Annotated in this window: 15 protein-coding genes; 4 read left to right on the plus strand and 11 right to left on the minus strand. The window is 62.0% G+C overall.

Going from position 1 to position 16,313, the window contains the following annotated elements; translation table 11 throughout:
• Positions 1 to 14 precede the first annotated feature (14 nt).
• From AB4089_RS03270 to AB4089_RS03310, 9 genes are all read right to left on the minus strand, one after another.
• Positions 15 to 1,412 (minus strand): pilus assembly protein TadG-related protein, encoded by a 1,398-nt coding sequence (locus tag AB4089_RS03270; protein ID WP_441407861.1) that lies wholly within the window; start codon positions 1,410 to 1,412, stop codon positions 15 to 17.
• Positions 1,413 to 1,465: 53 nt separating this feature from the next.
• Positions 1,466 to 1,981 carry a TadE/TadG family type IV pilus assembly protein gene (locus tag AB4089_RS03275; protein ID WP_441407862.1) on the minus strand — a complete coding sequence of 172 codons (516 nt, stop codon included), beginning with the start codon at positions 1,979 to 1,981 and terminating at the stop codon, positions 1,466 to 1,468.
• A gap of 53 nt (positions 1,982 to 2,034) precedes the next feature.
• Entirely contained in the window at positions 2,035 to 2,925 is an 891-nt protein-coding gene (locus AB4089_RS03280; protein ID WP_441407863.1) for a type II secretion system F family protein, read from the minus strand.
• Positions 2,926 to 2,936: 11 nt separating this feature from the next.
• Positions 2,937 to 3,884 (minus strand): type II secretion system F family protein, encoded by a 948-nt coding sequence (locus AB4089_RS03285; RefSeq protein WP_441407864.1) that lies wholly within the window; start codon positions 3,882 to 3,884, stop codon positions 2,937 to 2,939.
• Positions 3,881 to 5,221: a CpaF family protein gene (locus AB4089_RS03290; protein ID WP_441407942.1), complete on the minus strand. Its 1,341-nt coding sequence runs from the start codon at positions 5,219 to 5,221 to the stop codon at positions 3,881 to 3,883. The genes AB4089_RS03285 and AB4089_RS03290 overlap by 4 nt, the downstream gene beginning before the upstream one ends.
• Positions 5,222 to 5,319: 98 nt before the next feature.
• Entirely contained in the window at positions 5,320 to 6,516 is a 1,197-nt protein-coding gene (locus AB4089_RS03295) for an AAA family ATPase (RefSeq protein ID WP_441407865.1), read from the minus strand.
• Positions 6,513 to 7,028, minus strand: a complete 516-nt coding sequence (locus AB4089_RS03300; RefSeq protein WP_441407866.1) for an RcpC/CpaB family pilus assembly protein — start codon at positions 7,026 to 7,028, stop codon at positions 6,513 to 6,515. Before AB4089_RS03300 ends, AB4089_RS03295 begins: the two co-directional genes overlap by 4 nt.
• A gap of 579 nt (positions 7,029 to 7,607) precedes the next feature.
• Positions 7,608 to 7,802 (minus strand): Flp family type IVb pilin, encoded by a 195-nt coding sequence (locus AB4089_RS03305; RefSeq protein ID WP_441407867.1) that lies wholly within the window; start codon positions 7,800 to 7,802, stop codon positions 7,608 to 7,610.
• A 268-nt stretch (positions 7,803 to 8,070) separates the two neighbouring features.
• Entirely contained in the window at positions 8,071 to 8,772 is a 702-nt protein-coding gene (locus tag AB4089_RS03310; protein ID WP_441407868.1) for a prepilin peptidase, read from the minus strand.
• 320 nt (positions 8,773 to 9,092) lie between these two features.
• On the opposite strand from AB4089_RS03310, the gene rplM reads away from it, so the two are divergent.
• Positions 9,093 to 9,536 carry a 50S ribosomal protein L13 gene (gene rplM / locus AB4089_RS03315; RefSeq protein ID WP_015937805.1) on the plus strand — a complete coding sequence of 148 codons (444 nt, stop codon included), beginning with the start codon at positions 9,093 to 9,095 and terminating at the stop codon, positions 9,534 to 9,536.
• 36 nt (positions 9,537 to 9,572) lie between these two features.
• Positions 9,573 to 10,082, plus strand: a complete 510-nt coding sequence (rpsI, locus tag AB4089_RS03320; RefSeq protein WP_018773707.1) for a 30S ribosomal protein S9 — start codon at positions 9,573 to 9,575, stop codon at positions 10,080 to 10,082.
• A gap of 65 nt (positions 10,083 to 10,147) precedes the next feature.
• On the opposite strand, the gene AB4089_RS03325 is transcribed toward rpsI, so the two are convergent.
• Both AB4089_RS03325 and AB4089_RS03330 read right to left on the minus strand, forming a co-directional pair.
• Positions 10,148 to 12,070, minus strand: coding sequence for a glycosyltransferase family 39 protein (locus tag AB4089_RS03325; RefSeq protein WP_441407869.1), 1,923 nt, complete (start codon positions 12,068 to 12,070; stop codon positions 10,148 to 10,150).
• Positions 12,067 to 13,284 (minus strand): glycosyltransferase, encoded by a 1,218-nt coding sequence (locus tag AB4089_RS03330; RefSeq protein ID WP_441407870.1) that lies wholly within the window; start codon positions 13,282 to 13,284, stop codon positions 12,067 to 12,069. Before AB4089_RS03330 ends, AB4089_RS03325 begins: the two co-directional genes overlap by 4 nt.
• A 226-nt stretch (positions 13,285 to 13,510) precedes the next feature.
• On the opposite strand from AB4089_RS03330, the gene AB4089_RS03335 reads away from it, so the two are divergent.
• Together AB4089_RS03335 and glmM are read left to right on the plus strand one after the other, a co-directional pair.
• Positions 13,511 to 14,650 (plus strand): hypothetical protein, encoded by a 1,140-nt coding sequence (locus tag AB4089_RS03335; RefSeq protein ID WP_441407871.1) that lies wholly within the window; start codon positions 13,511 to 13,513, stop codon positions 14,648 to 14,650.
• 188 nt (positions 14,651 to 14,838) lie between these two features.
• Positions 14,839 to 16,200: a phosphoglucosamine mutase gene (gene glmM / locus AB4089_RS03340; RefSeq protein WP_441407872.1), complete on the plus strand. Its 1,362-nt coding sequence runs from the start codon at positions 14,839 to 14,841 to the stop codon at positions 16,198 to 16,200.
• The last annotated feature ends 113 nt before the right edge of the window (positions 16,201 to 16,313 follow it).

Below are 16,313 nucleotides of genomic sequence, written 5' to 3' on the forward strand. Positions count from 1 at the left end.
GGCCAGCCGAACACTCAGTCTGGGATTCGCATCAACCTGGAGTGGGCGCTGATCGCATTGATTGCTGAGACAAAGATTGGTCCAAGGTCCGCTCCGTCTGCGGCGCAGAAGAAGTAATCTCCATCAGAGTTCTCAGCAGCTGTTTGCGCCGCCGTCCCGCAGGCATTGCTGGCGCTGGGGACCCCCGAGGACTTCTCGGAGGCAGCGGAGGCGAGGACATCGCGCACGTACGCTGAGCTGCTACCCCCGCATCGGGCGGAAGTCGCCGCGTTGTACGCGACCGTGATGATCAGGATTCCCCTCGCCTTGGCGTCGGCCGCGACGGCCTTCAGGTTGCTGCAGGCAGTTGGACCGTCGGAGTTCTTGATGTCGCCGGAGACGCCCACGGAGGTGTCGCCCCCGCTGCCGGTCTCGTTCGGTTGGCCGTCTGTCTCCAGGATGATGGCCTTGCGGGGCGTCCCTGCACGTGCCGGCAGACTCGTCAGGTTGTTGGCGTCCAAGCCAAGCAGATACCGGGCCGCGGCTTTCATCGGCGAGGCGAGGTAAGTGCCGGTGCTCGATGAAGGCAGGCATTGAACACCCTTGACGAGCGGGCTGCTGTTGTTGAGCAAGGGCGGCGCGCCTGAAGTGGTGTAGTCATTCGAGAACGGTACGGACATCCATGTGCCACTCGTAACCAAGCTCGAGGCGGTGGTGCTACAGCCGGACGTGGAGCTGCTGGGGCCGATGGTGCCCAGGGCCACGTACTGCTGTTCCTTCGTCATGGTGGTGAGTGTGCTCTGAATGGCGGCCTTCATGTTGGCGAGGTCAGTGGTGCTCATACTGCTGGTCCGGTCAGCGACCAGGGCGATATCCATGGGGTTCGGGACCAGGGTGCCGCACGAGCCCTTGCACGCGTTGGCGGCAAGCGAGCCGGTGTTGCCGGTATTGACCCCTATCGCTGGCGCGAACAGGTAGGGGACGTCTTTGTCATCGGTCACGGTGATTGTGTTGCAGGTCCGGCCGCCGCCCGTGATGCACGGGATCGCACAGATCGTCTCGTTGCATTTGGCCCCGGCGGTGGTTCCCGGATTGCAGACTCCGGGGACTTGACCGCTGGCCACGGTCTTGGAGGCGCCGGTGGAGGCGACCACGCACCAGAACGTGACCGCGGGGTCCGCCTGGGCATCGTTGGCCTTGGCATAGGCGACCGCGGCGTTCCGGGCGGCGACGGGGTCGTCCGGGAGCGAGGTCGCACCAGCGAGCGCGGCAGCATCCAAGGCGTTGCTAAGCTGCTGGTGCTCGTACACCAACCGGCCGACGTCGAGAGCCATGGCCAGCACCCCAAAGAGCACGGGAACCAGCAAGGCAAAGAGGACCGCTGTTGCTCCCCGTTCTCTGGACTTACCGTCCCGAGGATCCACCCTGCTCATTCGCTTCTCGTCTCGCTCGGTATTCAGTTCGGGATCGTGCCGCGACTCTGGCGCTACGGAGTGCATGACCCACCTGCCCAGTTCTGTGCCCCGGACGTCACGGGCACGGTCCCTTCCATTTTCATGACGGCCTTGGCCTCGAAGACCCCCGTCAGAGCCCAGGCGTAGAAGCCCGACAAAGACGACTGCGGGTAACGCAGGCAGACGACCATGACGCCGGGGGCGCCTCCGGACGTGTCCACGACGAACTTCACCTGGAGTTTGGCATTGTCCAGTTCGCGTCCCCGGGCATTGTTGGCGGACGCGATGACGTTGCCTTCGGTCACCCCCTGTCGGGCGCTCTCACGTGCGGCGGCCTGCAAGTTGATGCTTTGGCCGAAAGCCATCCCAAAGTCGATCACCCCAAGCAGCATGGACAGGAGCAAAGGAACAACGAGGGCGAATTCAACTGCTGCCGCCCCCCGCTGGCGATCAGACCGATTCCGGCGATTTGCGGTCCGCAGCTTGAAACGCTCGGCCGTGCCGCGCCGGCTGTCTCGCCGTGGTTGGAAAATCCTTAACAAACTCATGGCCCCTCGCTGTTCCGGTTAAGACCTCTAATGAATTGGGGAAGAACCCTGCGCTAGAAAGCGCCAGTGAAGTTCTTCATGACGCTGATGACGGCGGGACCGATGATGACGATGAAGAGCACTGGAAGGATGCAGAACATAAGTGGAAACAGCACCTTCACTGGCAGCTTCATGGCCTTTTCTTCCGCACGCTGACGTCGCTTGATGCGCATCTGCTTCGCCTGGGTACGGAGGATAGTGGCGAGGGCGATTCCGTATTGGTCCGCCTGCACCACGGAGCGGACGAAACTCCGGAGATCCGGTGAGCCGGCCCTTTCGGACATGGCAAGGTAGGCATCTTTTCGGCTTCGCCCGACCTGCATGTCCTGAAGAGTGCGGACGAGTTCTTCGGCCAACGGACCCTTGCCGTTGTGGCCGGCACGCGCCATCGCCGCTTCGAATCCCAAACCGGCCTCCACCGAGATCAGCATCTGGTCAAGGGTGTTGGGCAATTCCAGTTCAATGGCCTTTTGGCGCTCCGCGCCGCGGCCATGGACGAGGATGTCCGGAACGAAATAGGCAAGCACCGGCAGCAACATCAAGACCAGAACGGTGATACCGGTCGGCGACTTTGCAGCGAACAGCAAGCTGACGAATGCTGCCACGAGTGCCAGCGCCGGCTTGGCGATCAGAAGGCGCTCCAGGGGCATGGCAGCGGGACGGCCCGCCTTCGCCAGGAGTTTGTCCAGCCACCCCGCATATCCCTTGGGCGTCACTCGCACACCGAAGCCCATCAGACCCTTCGATCCGGCCGAGGCTGTGCCTTCCTCCACGAAGCGGACGCCCCGCCCAAGGTTGCTTCGGACGGCAGCCAGACCTTGACGGTCAACAGAGATGAATGACCAGACCATCGCAGAAATTGGGACGATGATAAGCCCGATAATTAGCCACGCCGTTACACTCATGACGATCCTTCCTAGAACTTGATCTTTACGACGCGGCTCAGCCACCAGGAACCAACGGCGAGCAGTACCACGGAGAGGCCGATCATTACCCAGCCAAGGAAATTCGTGTACAAGGCGCCCATGTAGGTCGGACTGGCTACGCTCAGATAGAGGAACATTCCCACGGGAAGGGCTACCAAGATGTACGCGGAGATTTTTCCTTCGGCGCTCAGAGACTGAACCTGCCCCTTGATCTCGGATCGCTCCCGGATGGTTTCTCCCACCTGATCGAGAACCTCAGCCAGGTCACCGCCCACCTCGCGGTGGATTTCGATTGCTTGGCCAGTCCAGTCGAAATCATCGCTTTTGAGGCGATGGGCGGCATCAATCATCGAATCCTTCAAGTCGCGGCCCAGCCTTGTTTCATTAACCAACCTGGCAAATTCCTCGGAGGTTGGGGAGTCGGCCTCCTGTGACACGGCATCGACTGAACGCAAGAGGCTATGTCCAGCCCGCAGCCCTCCGGCCAGCATCTGCAACGTGTCCCCAAGCTGATCTTCAAATTTTGCCCGTCGGCGGCTGGCCATGATGTTGAGGACGACCATTGCGATGAACGGGGTGAGGACCGTGAGCAGGAGCCCAATGAAGATGCCCCCCAGGAGGAACCCAACGAGGCCCACCGTGACGCCAACGCAGCAAACCAGAAGGACGAAATCAGCCTGCCGAAGGCGCAGTCCTGCCCGCTCCAGGGATTCCTTTGTGCCGAAGCTGGCATTCCGGCCGACGCGGCGGTCCACGAACGCCAGCGTAGTGTCCGTCATGCGAGTCAGAAATGACGGCTCGTCGACGACGCCTGGCCGCCGCCGGGACAAGGCGATGCCGGACCTGCCTGCACCAAGCGTCGAAAACAGCAAGATGGCCAGCGCCACAAGACACAGCCCAATGCCAAACGCGAAATATAAAGGGTTTGTTGTGTTCACCTGTAGCCACCCCCTTGGGGAACGCTTCCGAATACGGCTGGTGACAAATGGATACCAAGCTCGGCAAAGTGGTCGGCGAACCGGGGCCTCACCCCGGTAGCCCTCGGGCTTCCGAGGAACCGGCCGTCGGCATCCATCCCGGCGCTGTAGTCGAAGATGAAGGCATCCTGGAGCGTGACGATGTCCCCTTCCATTCCCTGAACTTCCGTGACGTGTGTGACGCGGCGGGTCCCGTCCCGGAGACGGGAGATGTGGACGATGAGGTTGACGGCCGACGCGATCTGTTCCCGAATTGCTTTAAGGGGCAGGTCCATTCCAGCCATGAGCACCAGGGTTTCAAGGCGAGCGATTGCATCCCGGGGCGAGTTGGCGTGCACGGTGGAGATCGAACCATCGTGGCCCGTGTTCATGGCCTGCAGCATATCGAGCGACTCACCGCCGCGGACTTCGCCGATGACAATCCGGTCCGGGCGCATGCGAAGCGAATTTCGGACCAGCTCCCTGATTGAGACCTCGCCCTTGCCTTCAATGTTGCGCGGCCGGCTTTCAAGCCTTACCACGTGCTCCTGCTGCAGCTGGAGTTCCACGGCGTCTTCGATGGTGACGATGCGTTCATCAGCCGGCAGGAACGACGACAGGACATTCAGGAGGGTGGTCTTCCCTGTGCCAGTACCTCCTGAGACCAGGATGTTGAGCCGGGCAAGGACGCATGCCTGTAAGAGTTCCGCCATTTCCGGGGACAGGGTCCCGAACGAAATGAGGTTATCGACAGTCAGGGGTACCTGCCCAAACTTTCGAATCGTCAGCGAAGATCCGTTGACGGCGAGCGGGGGGATTATCGCGTTGACACGCGATCCGTCGGAAAGCCGGGCGTCCACCATGGGAGATGACTCGTCGATCCGCCGCCCAACCTTCGTGACGATGCGTTCGATAATCCTGCGCAGGTGTTCTTCCGAACTGAACCTTGCATTGGTCAGGGATAGTTTGCCGTCACGTTCTACGTAGACCTTGTCCGGCCCGTTGACCATGACTTCCGTGACTGCCGCGTCATTCAGGAACTTCTGCAGCGGCCCTAGTCCCAGGACGTCGTCGATAATTTCCTGGACAAGGCGGTGCCTTTCCGGCGCCGTCAATGGAATCTCATCTTCTTCTACAATGGCCCGGAGCTCGTCTTTGACGTACTTCTGAAGTTCGGATTCGTCCAGGGCGGCATCGGTGATACGGCTGCCCATGCGTTCGTACAGGGCGGCGCCCGCGCGATCTTTGACGGCGTTCAAGGCATCGTTTGCCTCCGCGGCGGCTCTGTGTTCCGTTACTGTGACCGGCGAGTCGACCATTTCTGCTGCGCCGCCTGCCCACGGGCCGCTGGCATCGCGGTGCTTGCCGGTAGATTCTGTGGCTACTCCCCGGAGGGATTCCAAACGCTCGGCGAGGTTCATTGGACTACAGCCCTTCTACTAACGTTCTTGTGGGGATGCGGCTCCAAGTCGGTGCTGAACCTTTCCACAAGTCGACGAAGCCCCTTTGTGAACGGATCCCTGGCCCCCTCCTGCAACAGCGGAATGCCTTTGTTCGTGGAATATGGCACGGCGCGCGACCGCGGTAGAACCACATCCACGGGACCGCCTATGACGGCTTCAACGTCGCTCAAGGTGAGCCCGGACCGCCGATCCGCGAAATTGAGGATCAAGTGGCGGTGTTCTGGAACGAGGTCGAGTTCGTCCAGGACGTTGAATCCTGCACGAAGTCCCCGGATGCTGGGTATGTCCATTCCGCAGACCCACACCGCATCTGTGGCCAGCTCCAACGTCGCCAGTACGTGTTCGCCGAGTCCGGGTGCCGAATCCACGATGACGAAACGGAATTCGTTGGATAGCTGGCTCAACAGGCGCCCGACCTGTTCACCGGATATTTGATCGGCTTCCGTTGGGTTGAGCGGAGCGCAAAGCGCGTAAATGCCTGACGAGTGGAGAGTCAGGTACGACTTCAGCACCACGCTGTCCTGGACGGCAGCGCCAACTACTGCGTCAGCCAGCGTCCTTTCGGGTTCCAGCAGCAATCCCGATGCAACGTCTCCGAATTGGAGGTCCAGGTCAACCACCACAACGTCGGTGGGAGAGTCCTTTCCCAAGCCCACGGCGAGGTTGGTTGTAATCGTTGTTTTCCCGACCCCGCCTTTCGGAGACATGACCGCGATAATGCGGCCACTCATTGGCTGTCCTTCGAGGGCGCTGCCGAGTCCACGGCGACGGCCGGCGGAAGCGAGGCTCGCCCGCTCGAGCAGGCCGCGAATGGTGTTCACATCCGAATCCGGTGGCAGCAAATCCCTAATGCCGGCCCGCATGGCGGGGAGAGCCACCTCCGCATCATTGCCGGTCACGAGGACGATGCTGATTTCCGGATACTGGAGATCAAAGAGACTGGCCAGACGGATCGCATCGTCCGGTGGCAGACCTGGCCCCAGCAAGATGACTTCGACCAAATCGCCGCCCAGCACCCGCAGCACATCATCCGGACCTGCCGGAAGGAAATCTGCCACGATGGCATGGAATTTCCCGTGCAGGCTGGCGGCGGCCTGCCTTACGCGTCGTTCAAAATCATGATCTGACGTGATCAGCACGAAGCGGCTCATCGGAACAGCTCCGGCTTCTTGACCACCAGGGGGGCACCTTCTGTGGCCGTTGCGGGCTCCTTTGTGAGCCACAGGCTCCCAAAATGTGCACCAAAGGCGATCTTCGTGGCATCAGCGTCATTCCGGGCGAAGGTTACCAGCAACTGTCCAGTTGGCAACTCGGTGTTGGCTTGTTCGGCGGCATCGGTACTCGTGCCCGTGGCCCCGGCAGTTTTCGCGACGGAACGCTGGACGCTGGTCACCAGGACCTTGTGAAACACCTCCTGGCCGGTTTCCACGTCAGGTGCGTCCTTCAGCGCACCCTTGTCGAACAGGACGACGATGCCTACGGTATCGCCGGCGGCGATACGCCCGCCGACCACCCGCTGGGCCTCCAGCTGCACCGAGATCTCCTGCATTCCCTTGGGCACAGCAACCGATCCCGGTGCCGAGAGCGTGGCGGGATCCGCAAGTCGCGCGCCCAACAATGCCTCGCCGGGCAGGAGTTCTATGGCGGCTACTTTTCCGTCCATCCCGTCCAGGCTCTTCAATGCCCCGTTCGGGACCGACGCCGCAGGGAGCGCTGTCAGTTTGACGGCCGACTTGATCGCTTGAATGTCAGATCCCTGAGGGACCTGTTGTTGCACTACCAATACATCGACGGGGCTCAGGCCCTCCTGGGCCCTAGCCTCAGTTCCTTGAACATATGAGACCAGAAGCAGTGTGCCAGCTATCGCAAGCACAAGTGCGACGATGCCTCCCAGCAGGCGTGTTTTCACTTTCATGCCTTTCAATGACGGCTCAGGACTTACGCGAGCCAATTTTCTAAGTTGGATCCCTGCGGCTCCGTAGGTCGCGGAGGCCTATCGGGCCGGCCTCCGCGAGCGAATCGTGGCGGACGAGATTGCCGACGAGACCGTTGTCGGCATTCTTCACGTTCAGCGCTGTGTTCTTTCCTGGGCATCACGCCGCAGCCATGGAATGCTGCCGCCGACATGCCCTCCCTCGTGGGAAATACGATTCAATGTTGAAAGCCCAAGGGCGGGTGCGGTGGCAGCGGATCTGTCTCCCGAACTGCCGCCGCACCCGCCCTGGGGTTTCTCGAAAGTGGATTAGAGCTGCAGCGAGATCTTGCTGAAAGCGCTGTTGATTTGCCCGCCGAGGGCAGCGACGACGACGACAATTACCGCTGCGATCAGCGCGACAAGCAGCCCGTATTCCACTGCGGTTGCGCCCTTCTCTTCACCAGTGAGCTTGTCCTTGACGCCGGCGACGAAAGCGAGCATTGAGACCATGAGACCAGTCATTTTATTATCCTTTTCCAGAGTTGTGAATAAAGAACGAATTTCCGACAAATCCCCTTTGCCTATTTGCTGGAGCTTCGTTGGAACAACATTTGCACGGCCGTTATCGGCGGCGCAATGAATGCGGATACTCGACTTTTGGAAGGAAAATGTGGGCATCACCTGCCCGCAAATGAGAGGTGTACTCAGTTTCCAGGTAGGGGCAGGGCTCGACTACTTGGTTTGATAAGCGGTCTTACTGAAAGAGCGTCCGCGCGTAGGCGGAGACCACTTAGGGGAGCAGGAGGATGACGGCCAGGCCGGCTGCCAGCATGGACGGCCCGTAGGCCACTTCCTTTGGCTTGTTTCCGCGGTTTCTCAGCATAATGACGGCCGAAGCGAGGCCGCCGGCGACGAATCCCAGGGCCCCGCCGTAGAACAAGTGGGACCAGCCTAGGTAGCCCAAGTACAGGCCAAGTGGCGCGGCGAGCTTCACATCACCCATTCCGAGGCCGTTTCGGCTGGTCAGGGCAAGAAAGAGGTACAAAACGAACAAAATTAAGGCGCCGACAGCTCCGCGTAGCAGGCTACCTGCCTCGCCGGACACCCCTGCGGCGACCCCGAGGAGAGCCAGGCCGGCCCCCAGCAGGGGCAAAACCATCCGGTTCGGCAGCAAATGGTGCAAAAGGTCAATCCGCGCCAGCTGGACGCCGGCAATCGCCAGCAAGATGTAGGCGGGAAGTTCGGGCGTGGGTCCGAAGCGCCAGGCCAGCAGTGCGCAGAGCCCAAAGGTGGCCGCCGCCGTCGTAATTCTCAGTCGTACGGTCAGCGGTCCGCCGAGGTGGGGGAGTGCGCGCCCGATGAGGAGCTCTGCCAGCTGGCCCAGGCACGCTCCCACGAGGCCAATGCCGGCTATGAAGAGGATCCCGGTTGACGGTCCGGTCGGCGGCACGGAGAGCAGGGAGATGGAGCCGGCGGTGACGAGGTGGGACACGGTTCCTCCAGGGATGCGGCGGGCCGGCACGGGACAGTCTGCGCAATGAGGGGGCAGACAGGATGCATCCGGACACCCCATTTTGACCCAAGAGGCCGCAGTCGGCTATTCTTGGTAGTCGTTGTGCGTGTCCTATCTCGATGGTGCGTGCCCGCTTGAGAATCCGGTTGCAGGATAGCTACTCAACGTGCACATTCGAGACCTCAGGATGACTGGTTACATAGAGCCCTCACCTCTGTTCCGGTAGCGCATAGATAGTAGGTGCACCGTAAGAGTGACGCCTAAAACAAGAACGCCAGAACAAGAACGAGGCAAACACCGTGCGTACGTACACCCCGAAGCCCGGCGATATCAACCGCCAGTGGCACGTCATTGACGCCACCGACGTTGTCCTTGGTCGTCTTGCCAGCCAGACCGCAATCCTGCTGCGCGGCAAGCACAAGGCCACCTTTGCGTCCCACATGGACATGGGCGACTTCGTCATCATCATCAACGCTGAAAAGGTTGCCCTCACCGGCGCCAAGCTGGAGCAGAAGCGCGCATACCGCCACTCCGGCTACCCGGGCGGCCTGACCTCCGTCAACTACGCGGAGCTGCTTGAGTCCAACCCGGTTCGCGCCGTGGAGAAGGCCATCAAGGGCATGCTCCCGAAGAACTCCCTCGCTGCACAGCAGCTGGGCAAGCTGAAGGTGTACCGCGGTGCAGAGCACCCCCACGCCGCCCAGCAGCCCAAGACTTTCGAAATCACCCAGGTCGCCCAGTAGTCCTGGCCACCAACCAACTTTTTATCAAGGAGAATCGTGGCTCAGAACGAAGAACTGACCACCGAAGCCGTTGAGGCTGAGGAAAACCTGACCAGCTACACCTCGGAGAGCGGTGCTGCAGAAGCAGCTGCGCCGAAGAAGGAACGCCCGGCACTGACCGTTGCCGGCGCTGCAGTTGGCCGTCGCAAGGAAGCCGTCGCACGCGTTCGCGTTGTGCCGGGCTCCGGCAAGTGGACCATCAATGGCCGCGAGCTGGCGAACTACTTCCCGAACAAGCTGCACCAGCAGGATGTCAACGAGCCCTTCAAGATCCTTGATCTTGACGGCGCTTACGACGTCATCGCCCGTATCCACGGTGGCGGCATCTCCGGCCAGGCCGGTGCACTGCGCCTCGGCATCGCCCGTTCACTGAACGAGATCGACACCGAGAACAACCGCGCCACCCTGAAGAAGGCCGGTTACCTGCGCCGTGACGCCCGCGTCATCGAGCGTAAGAAGGCCGGTCTCAAGAAGGCCCGCAAGGCTCAGCAGTACTCCAAGCGCTAAAAATCGCTTGCACGAAAGCCCGTCCCGCCACTCGGCGGGGCGGGCTTTCGCCGTTAGAGACCTTGCTACTTGATGAGTTGGAAGTATTGGGCTCCGTCCACGTTCTCAGGAACGAATTGCTGTCTGACCCACGCGACTATTCGGGCGGACTCGCCTCGGCCTTCAAGAGTGAGCGGAGGAAGACCTTGGATAACGACTGATCCGATACGCCCGTCTGCCACAAGAACTTTGAACTGCTCCAGGGTTGGAAACGGGTCCGAACCATCGAAGCCGCCGATCGGCAACACCGCGCGGCCAAGTTCCAATTGATAGTTGGCCGCCGTCTCAGAGCCCACCACAGCCGCCGCCCAKGCGGCGGACGACGACTGGCGGAGACGCTCCAGCAGCGTCGTTGACGGCAGATCGCCGTGCATGACCGACAGATAGCTTGGCGGCGTGTCGGGAGACGCGCGGGACCGGTCATCGGTCCGCATCCCAAAAATTCCGGGTCCGGCAATCACGCCTGCTCCCGTATGCGGGTTCAGGACTGTATTCAGTGACCAGATGATGGGGCCGGCGAGCAGGGTGGCGATGAGTAAGGCTGCCGTCGTCCTGGCCACTCCGGGGCTGGGCGGCCGGACCACGACTCCCGCAAGGACTAGTCCCCACATTGCGAGCATGGCTGCGGGAAGCCACGGGTATTCATCCACGGAACGGGAGGCGGACACGAACGCGAATACCATGCTCGCCAGCAGGACGAAGCCGGTCAGAAGTCGGACTCTGACAGTCTGTACGCGGCGCAGAAGGTGCATCAAAGCGAACGCAGCCAGAAAACACAATGGAGGAACCGCGGTGAGCACGTAATAGGGGTGCACGATTCCTGACATGAATGCGAGCACAGTTGCCGCGCAGGCAAACCAGATGGAGCAGGCCAGCAGAAGCGCGCGCGCCGAGGGGCTTCCGTGGCGCCGCCAAAGAAGCCAGGCGCCGAGGCACAGACCCGCAACAGCTAATGGAAGAAACCACCCGCTTTGGCCGGAGAACTGTGGCTGGAGGAATCGCTGGAAGCCGGCGTCCAGTTTGTCAGCCGTCCCGGCACCGGGAGCCATGGTTCTACTGGCGTCCTCGCCCGTGAGGCGATCAAGCCCGTTATATCCCAATGTCAGTTCGATGACGCTATTGTTCCTGGATCCGCCAATGAAGGGTCGGTTGGCGGGGTTGGTGAGCTGAACAGCCAGCAGCCACCATCCCCCGGCCACGACGGCCGCCGCCAGCGCTCCCAACAGGTGCAGGAAACGTCTCGTCACCGGGGTGCGTGCAAAGACCAAGTAAGTCAACCCTACCGAGGGAAGGACCAGGAGAACTTGGAGTTGCTTGGTAAGGAACGCCGCGCCGGCTAGAGCTCCCGCCAGCAGTAGCCACCGAAACCGGGAGCTGTCCACAGCTTTGAGTGTCAGGTAGACAATGCCGATCATTAGCAGCGTCAACAGCGCATCGGGGTTGTTGTAGCGAAACATCACAGTGGCAACCGGGATGGCGGCCAAGAAGGACGCGGACAGGAGTGCAGTAGCCGCATCGAAGCGCTTGCGGACCATGCGGTAGAGGAGGTAGACGCTGATGACGCCCATGAGGGCCTGGGGGAGGAGCAGGCTCCAGGAGTTGAGCCCGAAGATCCGGACCGACAGCGACATGACCCAGAGGCTGAGCGGCGGCTTGTCCACACTTATGGCATTGTTCGGATCGGACGATCCGAACATGAATGCGGTCCAGTCGAGCGAGCCGGACATCGCAGCCGCTGAATAGAACGAGTTCGCCCACCCGTTACGGTCCAGCCCCCAGGTGTAGAGAAGCGTCGAAAACGCAATGAGCACCAACAGTGCCGGCCGTTCCCAGACGGGATCCACCAAGCGGCCGCGCAGAAATTTGGCCAGAAGTTCCGGCGTCCGGCGCTCTGACCGGACGCCGCGTGTACCGTTTGCATTCGCGGATTCAACTGCAGCGCGGCTCAACGGGTTGTCCCTTGGGCCGGCGCCAGGGCGAGTGCGACGGTCCGGCCGCCGCTTCGACGGTCGCGGAATACCCAGACTCGCAGCAGCACGAATCTCATCATGGTTGCAAGAATATTTGCCCCGGTAAGGATTATTAGTTCAATGTTGGGAGCGGCGTCGGCGTTGACCGTGTGGAGGATGGCCAGCGATGACGACGTCATGGTCCACGCGAGCAGGAACACGACCAGACCCTGGATTTGCTGTGTGAACAGCTTGACTGGCCCGCTAATGCCAAACGTAAAACGACGGTTGGCCGCTGTGTTGCCGATGGCAGTCAGCAACAAGGCCATGAAATTGGCCTGCTGCGCACCGAATGGCGCCTGCAGGACAAGGTACAGCAGCGCAAAGGCGATCGTTGATACTGCCCCGACGACTCCGAACCGGAGTACTTGGCCGAAGAAGCTGGGCCGTCCCGGAGGAGCGATCGGCCTGCGCCCCAGTTCTGCATAGATGGCTTGAACCGGGATGGTCCCCTTGAAAAGAGCTCCGGCAACGCGTACCAGGCCACGCAGATCATCCAAAGCAGTCTGTTTGATATCGACTCGGCTGTCGGGGTCGTCAATCCAGTCCACGGGAATTTCGTGGATCCGCAGGCCGGAGCGCTCGGCGATGATCAGCATTTCCGTGTCGAAGAACCAGCCGTTGTCCTCGATGTGGGGGAGAAGCCTCCTGGCTACGTCTGCGCGGAGGGCTTTGAATCCACATTGAGCGTCGGAGAACTTCACCTGCATGGTTCGTCGGAGCAGATAGTTGTAGGACCGTGAAATGAACTCGCGCTTTGGGCCGCGGCTGACACGGGAACTCTGCCCCAGTCTGGTTCCGATGGAAATGTCCGAGTGGCCCGACAGCAGCGGAGCTACGAGTGGGGGCAGGGCGGCGAGGTCCGTTGACAAATCGACGTCGAGGTATGCGACGACGTTGGCCGAAGATGCGCTCCACGCATCCCTCAGCGCGAACCCGCGTCCCTTGACCTCAAGCCTTCGGTGAACAACATTTGGCAACTGCGCCGCTAAGCGTTGGGCAATAGTCGAAGTATTGTCCGTGCTTGCATTGTCCGCAATTGTAATCTGCCACGTCGAAGGCATTTCTTGCGATAAGTAATTCGCGAGCTTAGTGATGCTGCTTTCGAGTACGGCCTGTTCATTAAAGACCGGTACTACGATTTCGAGCGCCAAGCCCCCAGAGCTAGGTTTCATGCCACGAAGCCTAAACGCATCCTGGAAAAGGCAGTAGGTTTTTGGGGAAAGTAGAGTACAAGAAACTTCAAAACCAAGTAGTCTCCCGATCTTTCAACCTGACTTGGGTCGGCCCGGGCTGGGTAGAGGCTTCCTCGAATATTGGCAATGGAATGGGGTATGTTCGCCGAAGAGCGGTAGCACCGTGTGAACGAGGGGGKATCGTATGCCGGAGCCCGGTGTTGAGGTTGTGTGGGGTGCGTTAGAGCGGGCGTGGCGGAAGGCCGAGTACGAGGAGCTGTGGCTGCAGTTCCGGCCCCGCGGGTCGAAGGATGTTTTTGACGCGGTAGAGGCCTCGGTCCAGGCCGCGAACCAGGACGTCGAGGACGCCGGGTGGGGCGACGACGTGTTCACCGAGGGGGTCTCGGACTCCGATGCCGGACCGGTGGCGCTGATGAGCAGGGCCGGCCCCGAGGAGGGGGTGCGGACCTGGCTGGACGCCTTCGCCCAGCATCTGCAGGCGCTGGGGAAGTCCGGGAAGGTCACCGCCGCACCGGAAGCGTTTTTCCCGGACTGGTTGAACGGCGAAGTCGAGCTGCCAGGGCAGCTCACGGCCTTCGTGTCGTACCAGACCAATGATCTGGCCCTGCTGGACGCAGACGAACAGCGACGGGCCTGGCATGTCCCGGCCGAGTTGACGGCGAAGATCGCCGACGCCGCCACAGCATGGGGCCGCTTCGACGGCGCCGACGTGTACCTGCTGCGCAACATCCACCAGACCCGCACGAAGAACCCCGACGTAGGACCGGCGCTGGCGGACGGCGTCGCGAAATTCTCGATGGCTCGTGTGGCCTTCCTGCGGTCCCAACCGCGCCGGCTTATTTGGGCGTCGCAGGGCACCTTGGGTCGGGCCTGCTACGGGGTCATGGACGACACCACGTCCTGGCAGGGCCGGCTGGCCCAGGTTGTCCAGGCCATGGTTGCGTTCCCCGGGGACACCGATCTCGCGTTTGTGCGGTACAGCAACGCCCTCACAATCGACTGGGACAGTGGCGGTACACCGCCGCTGCCCTATGTGGAGGAATACCAGGTCCGCTACAACAGGCACCTGAACGGGCAGTACATCCCCGACGCGCACGGACTGCAGCTCCTCACCGACGCCCACCTCGCGCACGCGAACGACCTGTCCGATTGGATCATCGAACCTCTCGGCGCGGGCAAACACCTCGTGCAGGCCAAAGACCTGGAGCCCTGGTACGCCACCATCGACCCGGACCCGGCAACACTGGCGAAGGCGCGCGCCGACTTCGGAGGCATGCTCCTCACCCCCGAGATCATCGCGGCCAACCCGCCACCCTGGGCCTGATCAAGTCATGGCGTCAGCTAAACGATGGAGGCGGCGTAAGCGTGGATCGCCCTTGTCGTCGCGAATCTGTGAAAAACGCCATTCCGAACGAATAGTCGCACGTCCAGCCCTCGGGCACGGCTGAGTCAACGGGTGGTCGATCCCCGCGCACCTCCTTGTGCGGCCGGCCATCGACTAAGCTTGGTCCGATGTCTAGATTATTTGGAACCGATGGAGTACGCGGTCTGGCGAACGGGTTGCTGACCGCCGAGCTCGCATTGCAGCTGGCTCAGGCCGCCGCCGTCGTACTTGGCCATGACCGCAACACGACCGGAAAGCGGCCGATCGCCGTGGTCGCACGCGACCCCCGGGCCAGCGGCGAGTTCCTCGCGGCTGCCGTGGAGGCCGGCCTCTCAAGCTCGGGAATCGACGTCTACGACGCCGGTGTTCTTCCCACCCCGGCCGCCGCCTACCTCGTGGCAGACCTCGACGCCGACTTCGGCGTCATGATCTCGGCCTCCCACAATCCCGCGCCGGACAACGGGATTAAATTCTTCGCCCGCGGCGGCCAGAAGCTGCCCGACGACGTCGAGGACGCCATCGAAGAGCAGCTGGACAAGGAACCCTTCCGGCCCGTCGGCGGTGAGGTGGGGCGGATCCAGCGCTTCTCCGACGCCGAGGACCGCTACATCGTTCACCTGCTCGGCACGCTTCCTTACCGCCTGGACGGCCTGAAGGTAGTGCTCGACTGCGCGCACGGCGCAGCCAGCGGCTGCTCCCCGCAAGTGTTCAAGGACGCCGGCGCCAACGTGGTGGTCATCGGCGCCGAACCGGACGGCCTCAATATCAACGAAGGTGTCGGCTCCACCCATCTGGGCCCGCTCAAGCAAGCTGTCCTGGACCACGGGGCGGATCTCGGAATCGCCCACGACGGCGACGCCGACCGTTGCCTCGCCGTGGATCACGAGGGCAACGAGGTGGACGGCGACCAGATCATGGCCATCCTTGCGGTGGCACTCAAAGCCTCCGGAAAGCTCAAGGACGATGTCCTGGTGGCCACCGTCATGAGCAACCTCGGCCTGAAGCTCGCCCTGCGCGACGCCGGAATCAGCCTGCGTGAAACCGGGGTGGGGGACCGCTACGTCCTCGAGGAAATGCGCAACGGCGGCTTCAGCCTGGGTGGCGAGCAGTCCGGGCACGTGATTTTTGCCGACCACGCCACCACCGGCGACGGCGTGCTGACCGGGCTTCAGATCGCCGCTCAGGTGGCCCTCACGGGGCGCCCGCTCAAGGAGCTGGCCACGGTGATGACCAAGCTGCCCCAGGTCCTCATCAACGTCAAGGGCGTGGACCGCACCCGTGTGCAAGGCGATGAAGTAGTCGCGGCGGCCGTTTCCGTGGCCGAAGCCGAACTGGGCGACACCGGACGTGTCCTTTTGCGGCCCTCCGGCACCGAGCCGGTGGTGCGCGTGATGGTGGAAGCCGGAGACCACGAAACCGCCCAGGGCGTCGCGGAGCGGCTGGCCCAGGTGGTCCGGACCGAACTGGCACTGGCTCTCGTCCCCGAATAGCCCGGCCCGAATAGCCCGGCACCCAATAGTCAGCCTGCGGTTCCGTGGGCGCGTCGTTGTGGCCGGCGCCGGGTTTCCCCACGTATGGCGGCGGCCGACGGCGTGTCGGCCCT

Origin of the sequence: Arthrobacter sp. 2MCAF15 (genome assembly GCF_052115605.1) — a bacterium.
GTDB lineage: Bacteria > Actinomycetota > Actinomycetes > Actinomycetales > Micrococcaceae > Arthrobacter.

Excerpts from the sequence above, each read along its gene's own strand:
- AB4089_RS03295 (WP_441407865.1), bottom strand. The coding sequence starts at position 6,516 with ATGAGCCGCTTCGTGCTGATCACGTCAGATCATGATTTTGAACGACGC.
- AB4089_RS03305 (WP_441407867.1), bottom strand. The coding sequence starts at position 7,802 with ATGACTGGTCTCATGGTCTCAATGCTCGCTTTCGTCGCCGGCGTCAAG.
- AB4089_RS03270 (WP_441407861.1), bottom strand. The coding sequence starts at position 1,412 with ATGAGCAGGGTGGATCCTCGGGACGGTAAGTCCAGAGAACGGGGAGCA.
- AB4089_RS03335 (WP_441407871.1), top strand. The coding sequence starts at position 13,511 with ATGCCGGAGCCCGGTGTTGAGGTTGTGTGGGGTGCGTTAGAGCGGGCG.
- AB4089_RS03280 (WP_441407863.1), bottom strand. The coding sequence starts at position 2,925 with ATGAGTGTAACGGCGTGGCTAATTATCGGGCTTATCATCGTCCCAATT.
- AB4089_RS03275 (WP_441407862.1), bottom strand. The coding sequence starts at position 1,981 with ATGAGTTTGTTAAGGATTTTCCAACCACGGCGAGACAGCCGGCGCGGC.
- AB4089_RS03290 (WP_441407942.1), bottom strand. The coding sequence starts at position 5,221 with ATGGTCGACTCGCCGGTCACAGTAACGGAACACAGAGCCGCCGCGGAG.
- glmM (WP_441407872.1), top strand. The coding sequence starts at position 14,839 with ATGTCTAGATTATTTGGAACCGATGGAGTACGCGGTCTGGCGAACGGG.
- AB4089_RS03300 (WP_441407866.1), bottom strand. The coding sequence starts at position 7,028 with ATGGACGGAAAAGTAGCCGCCATAGAACTCCTGCCCGGCGAGGCATTG.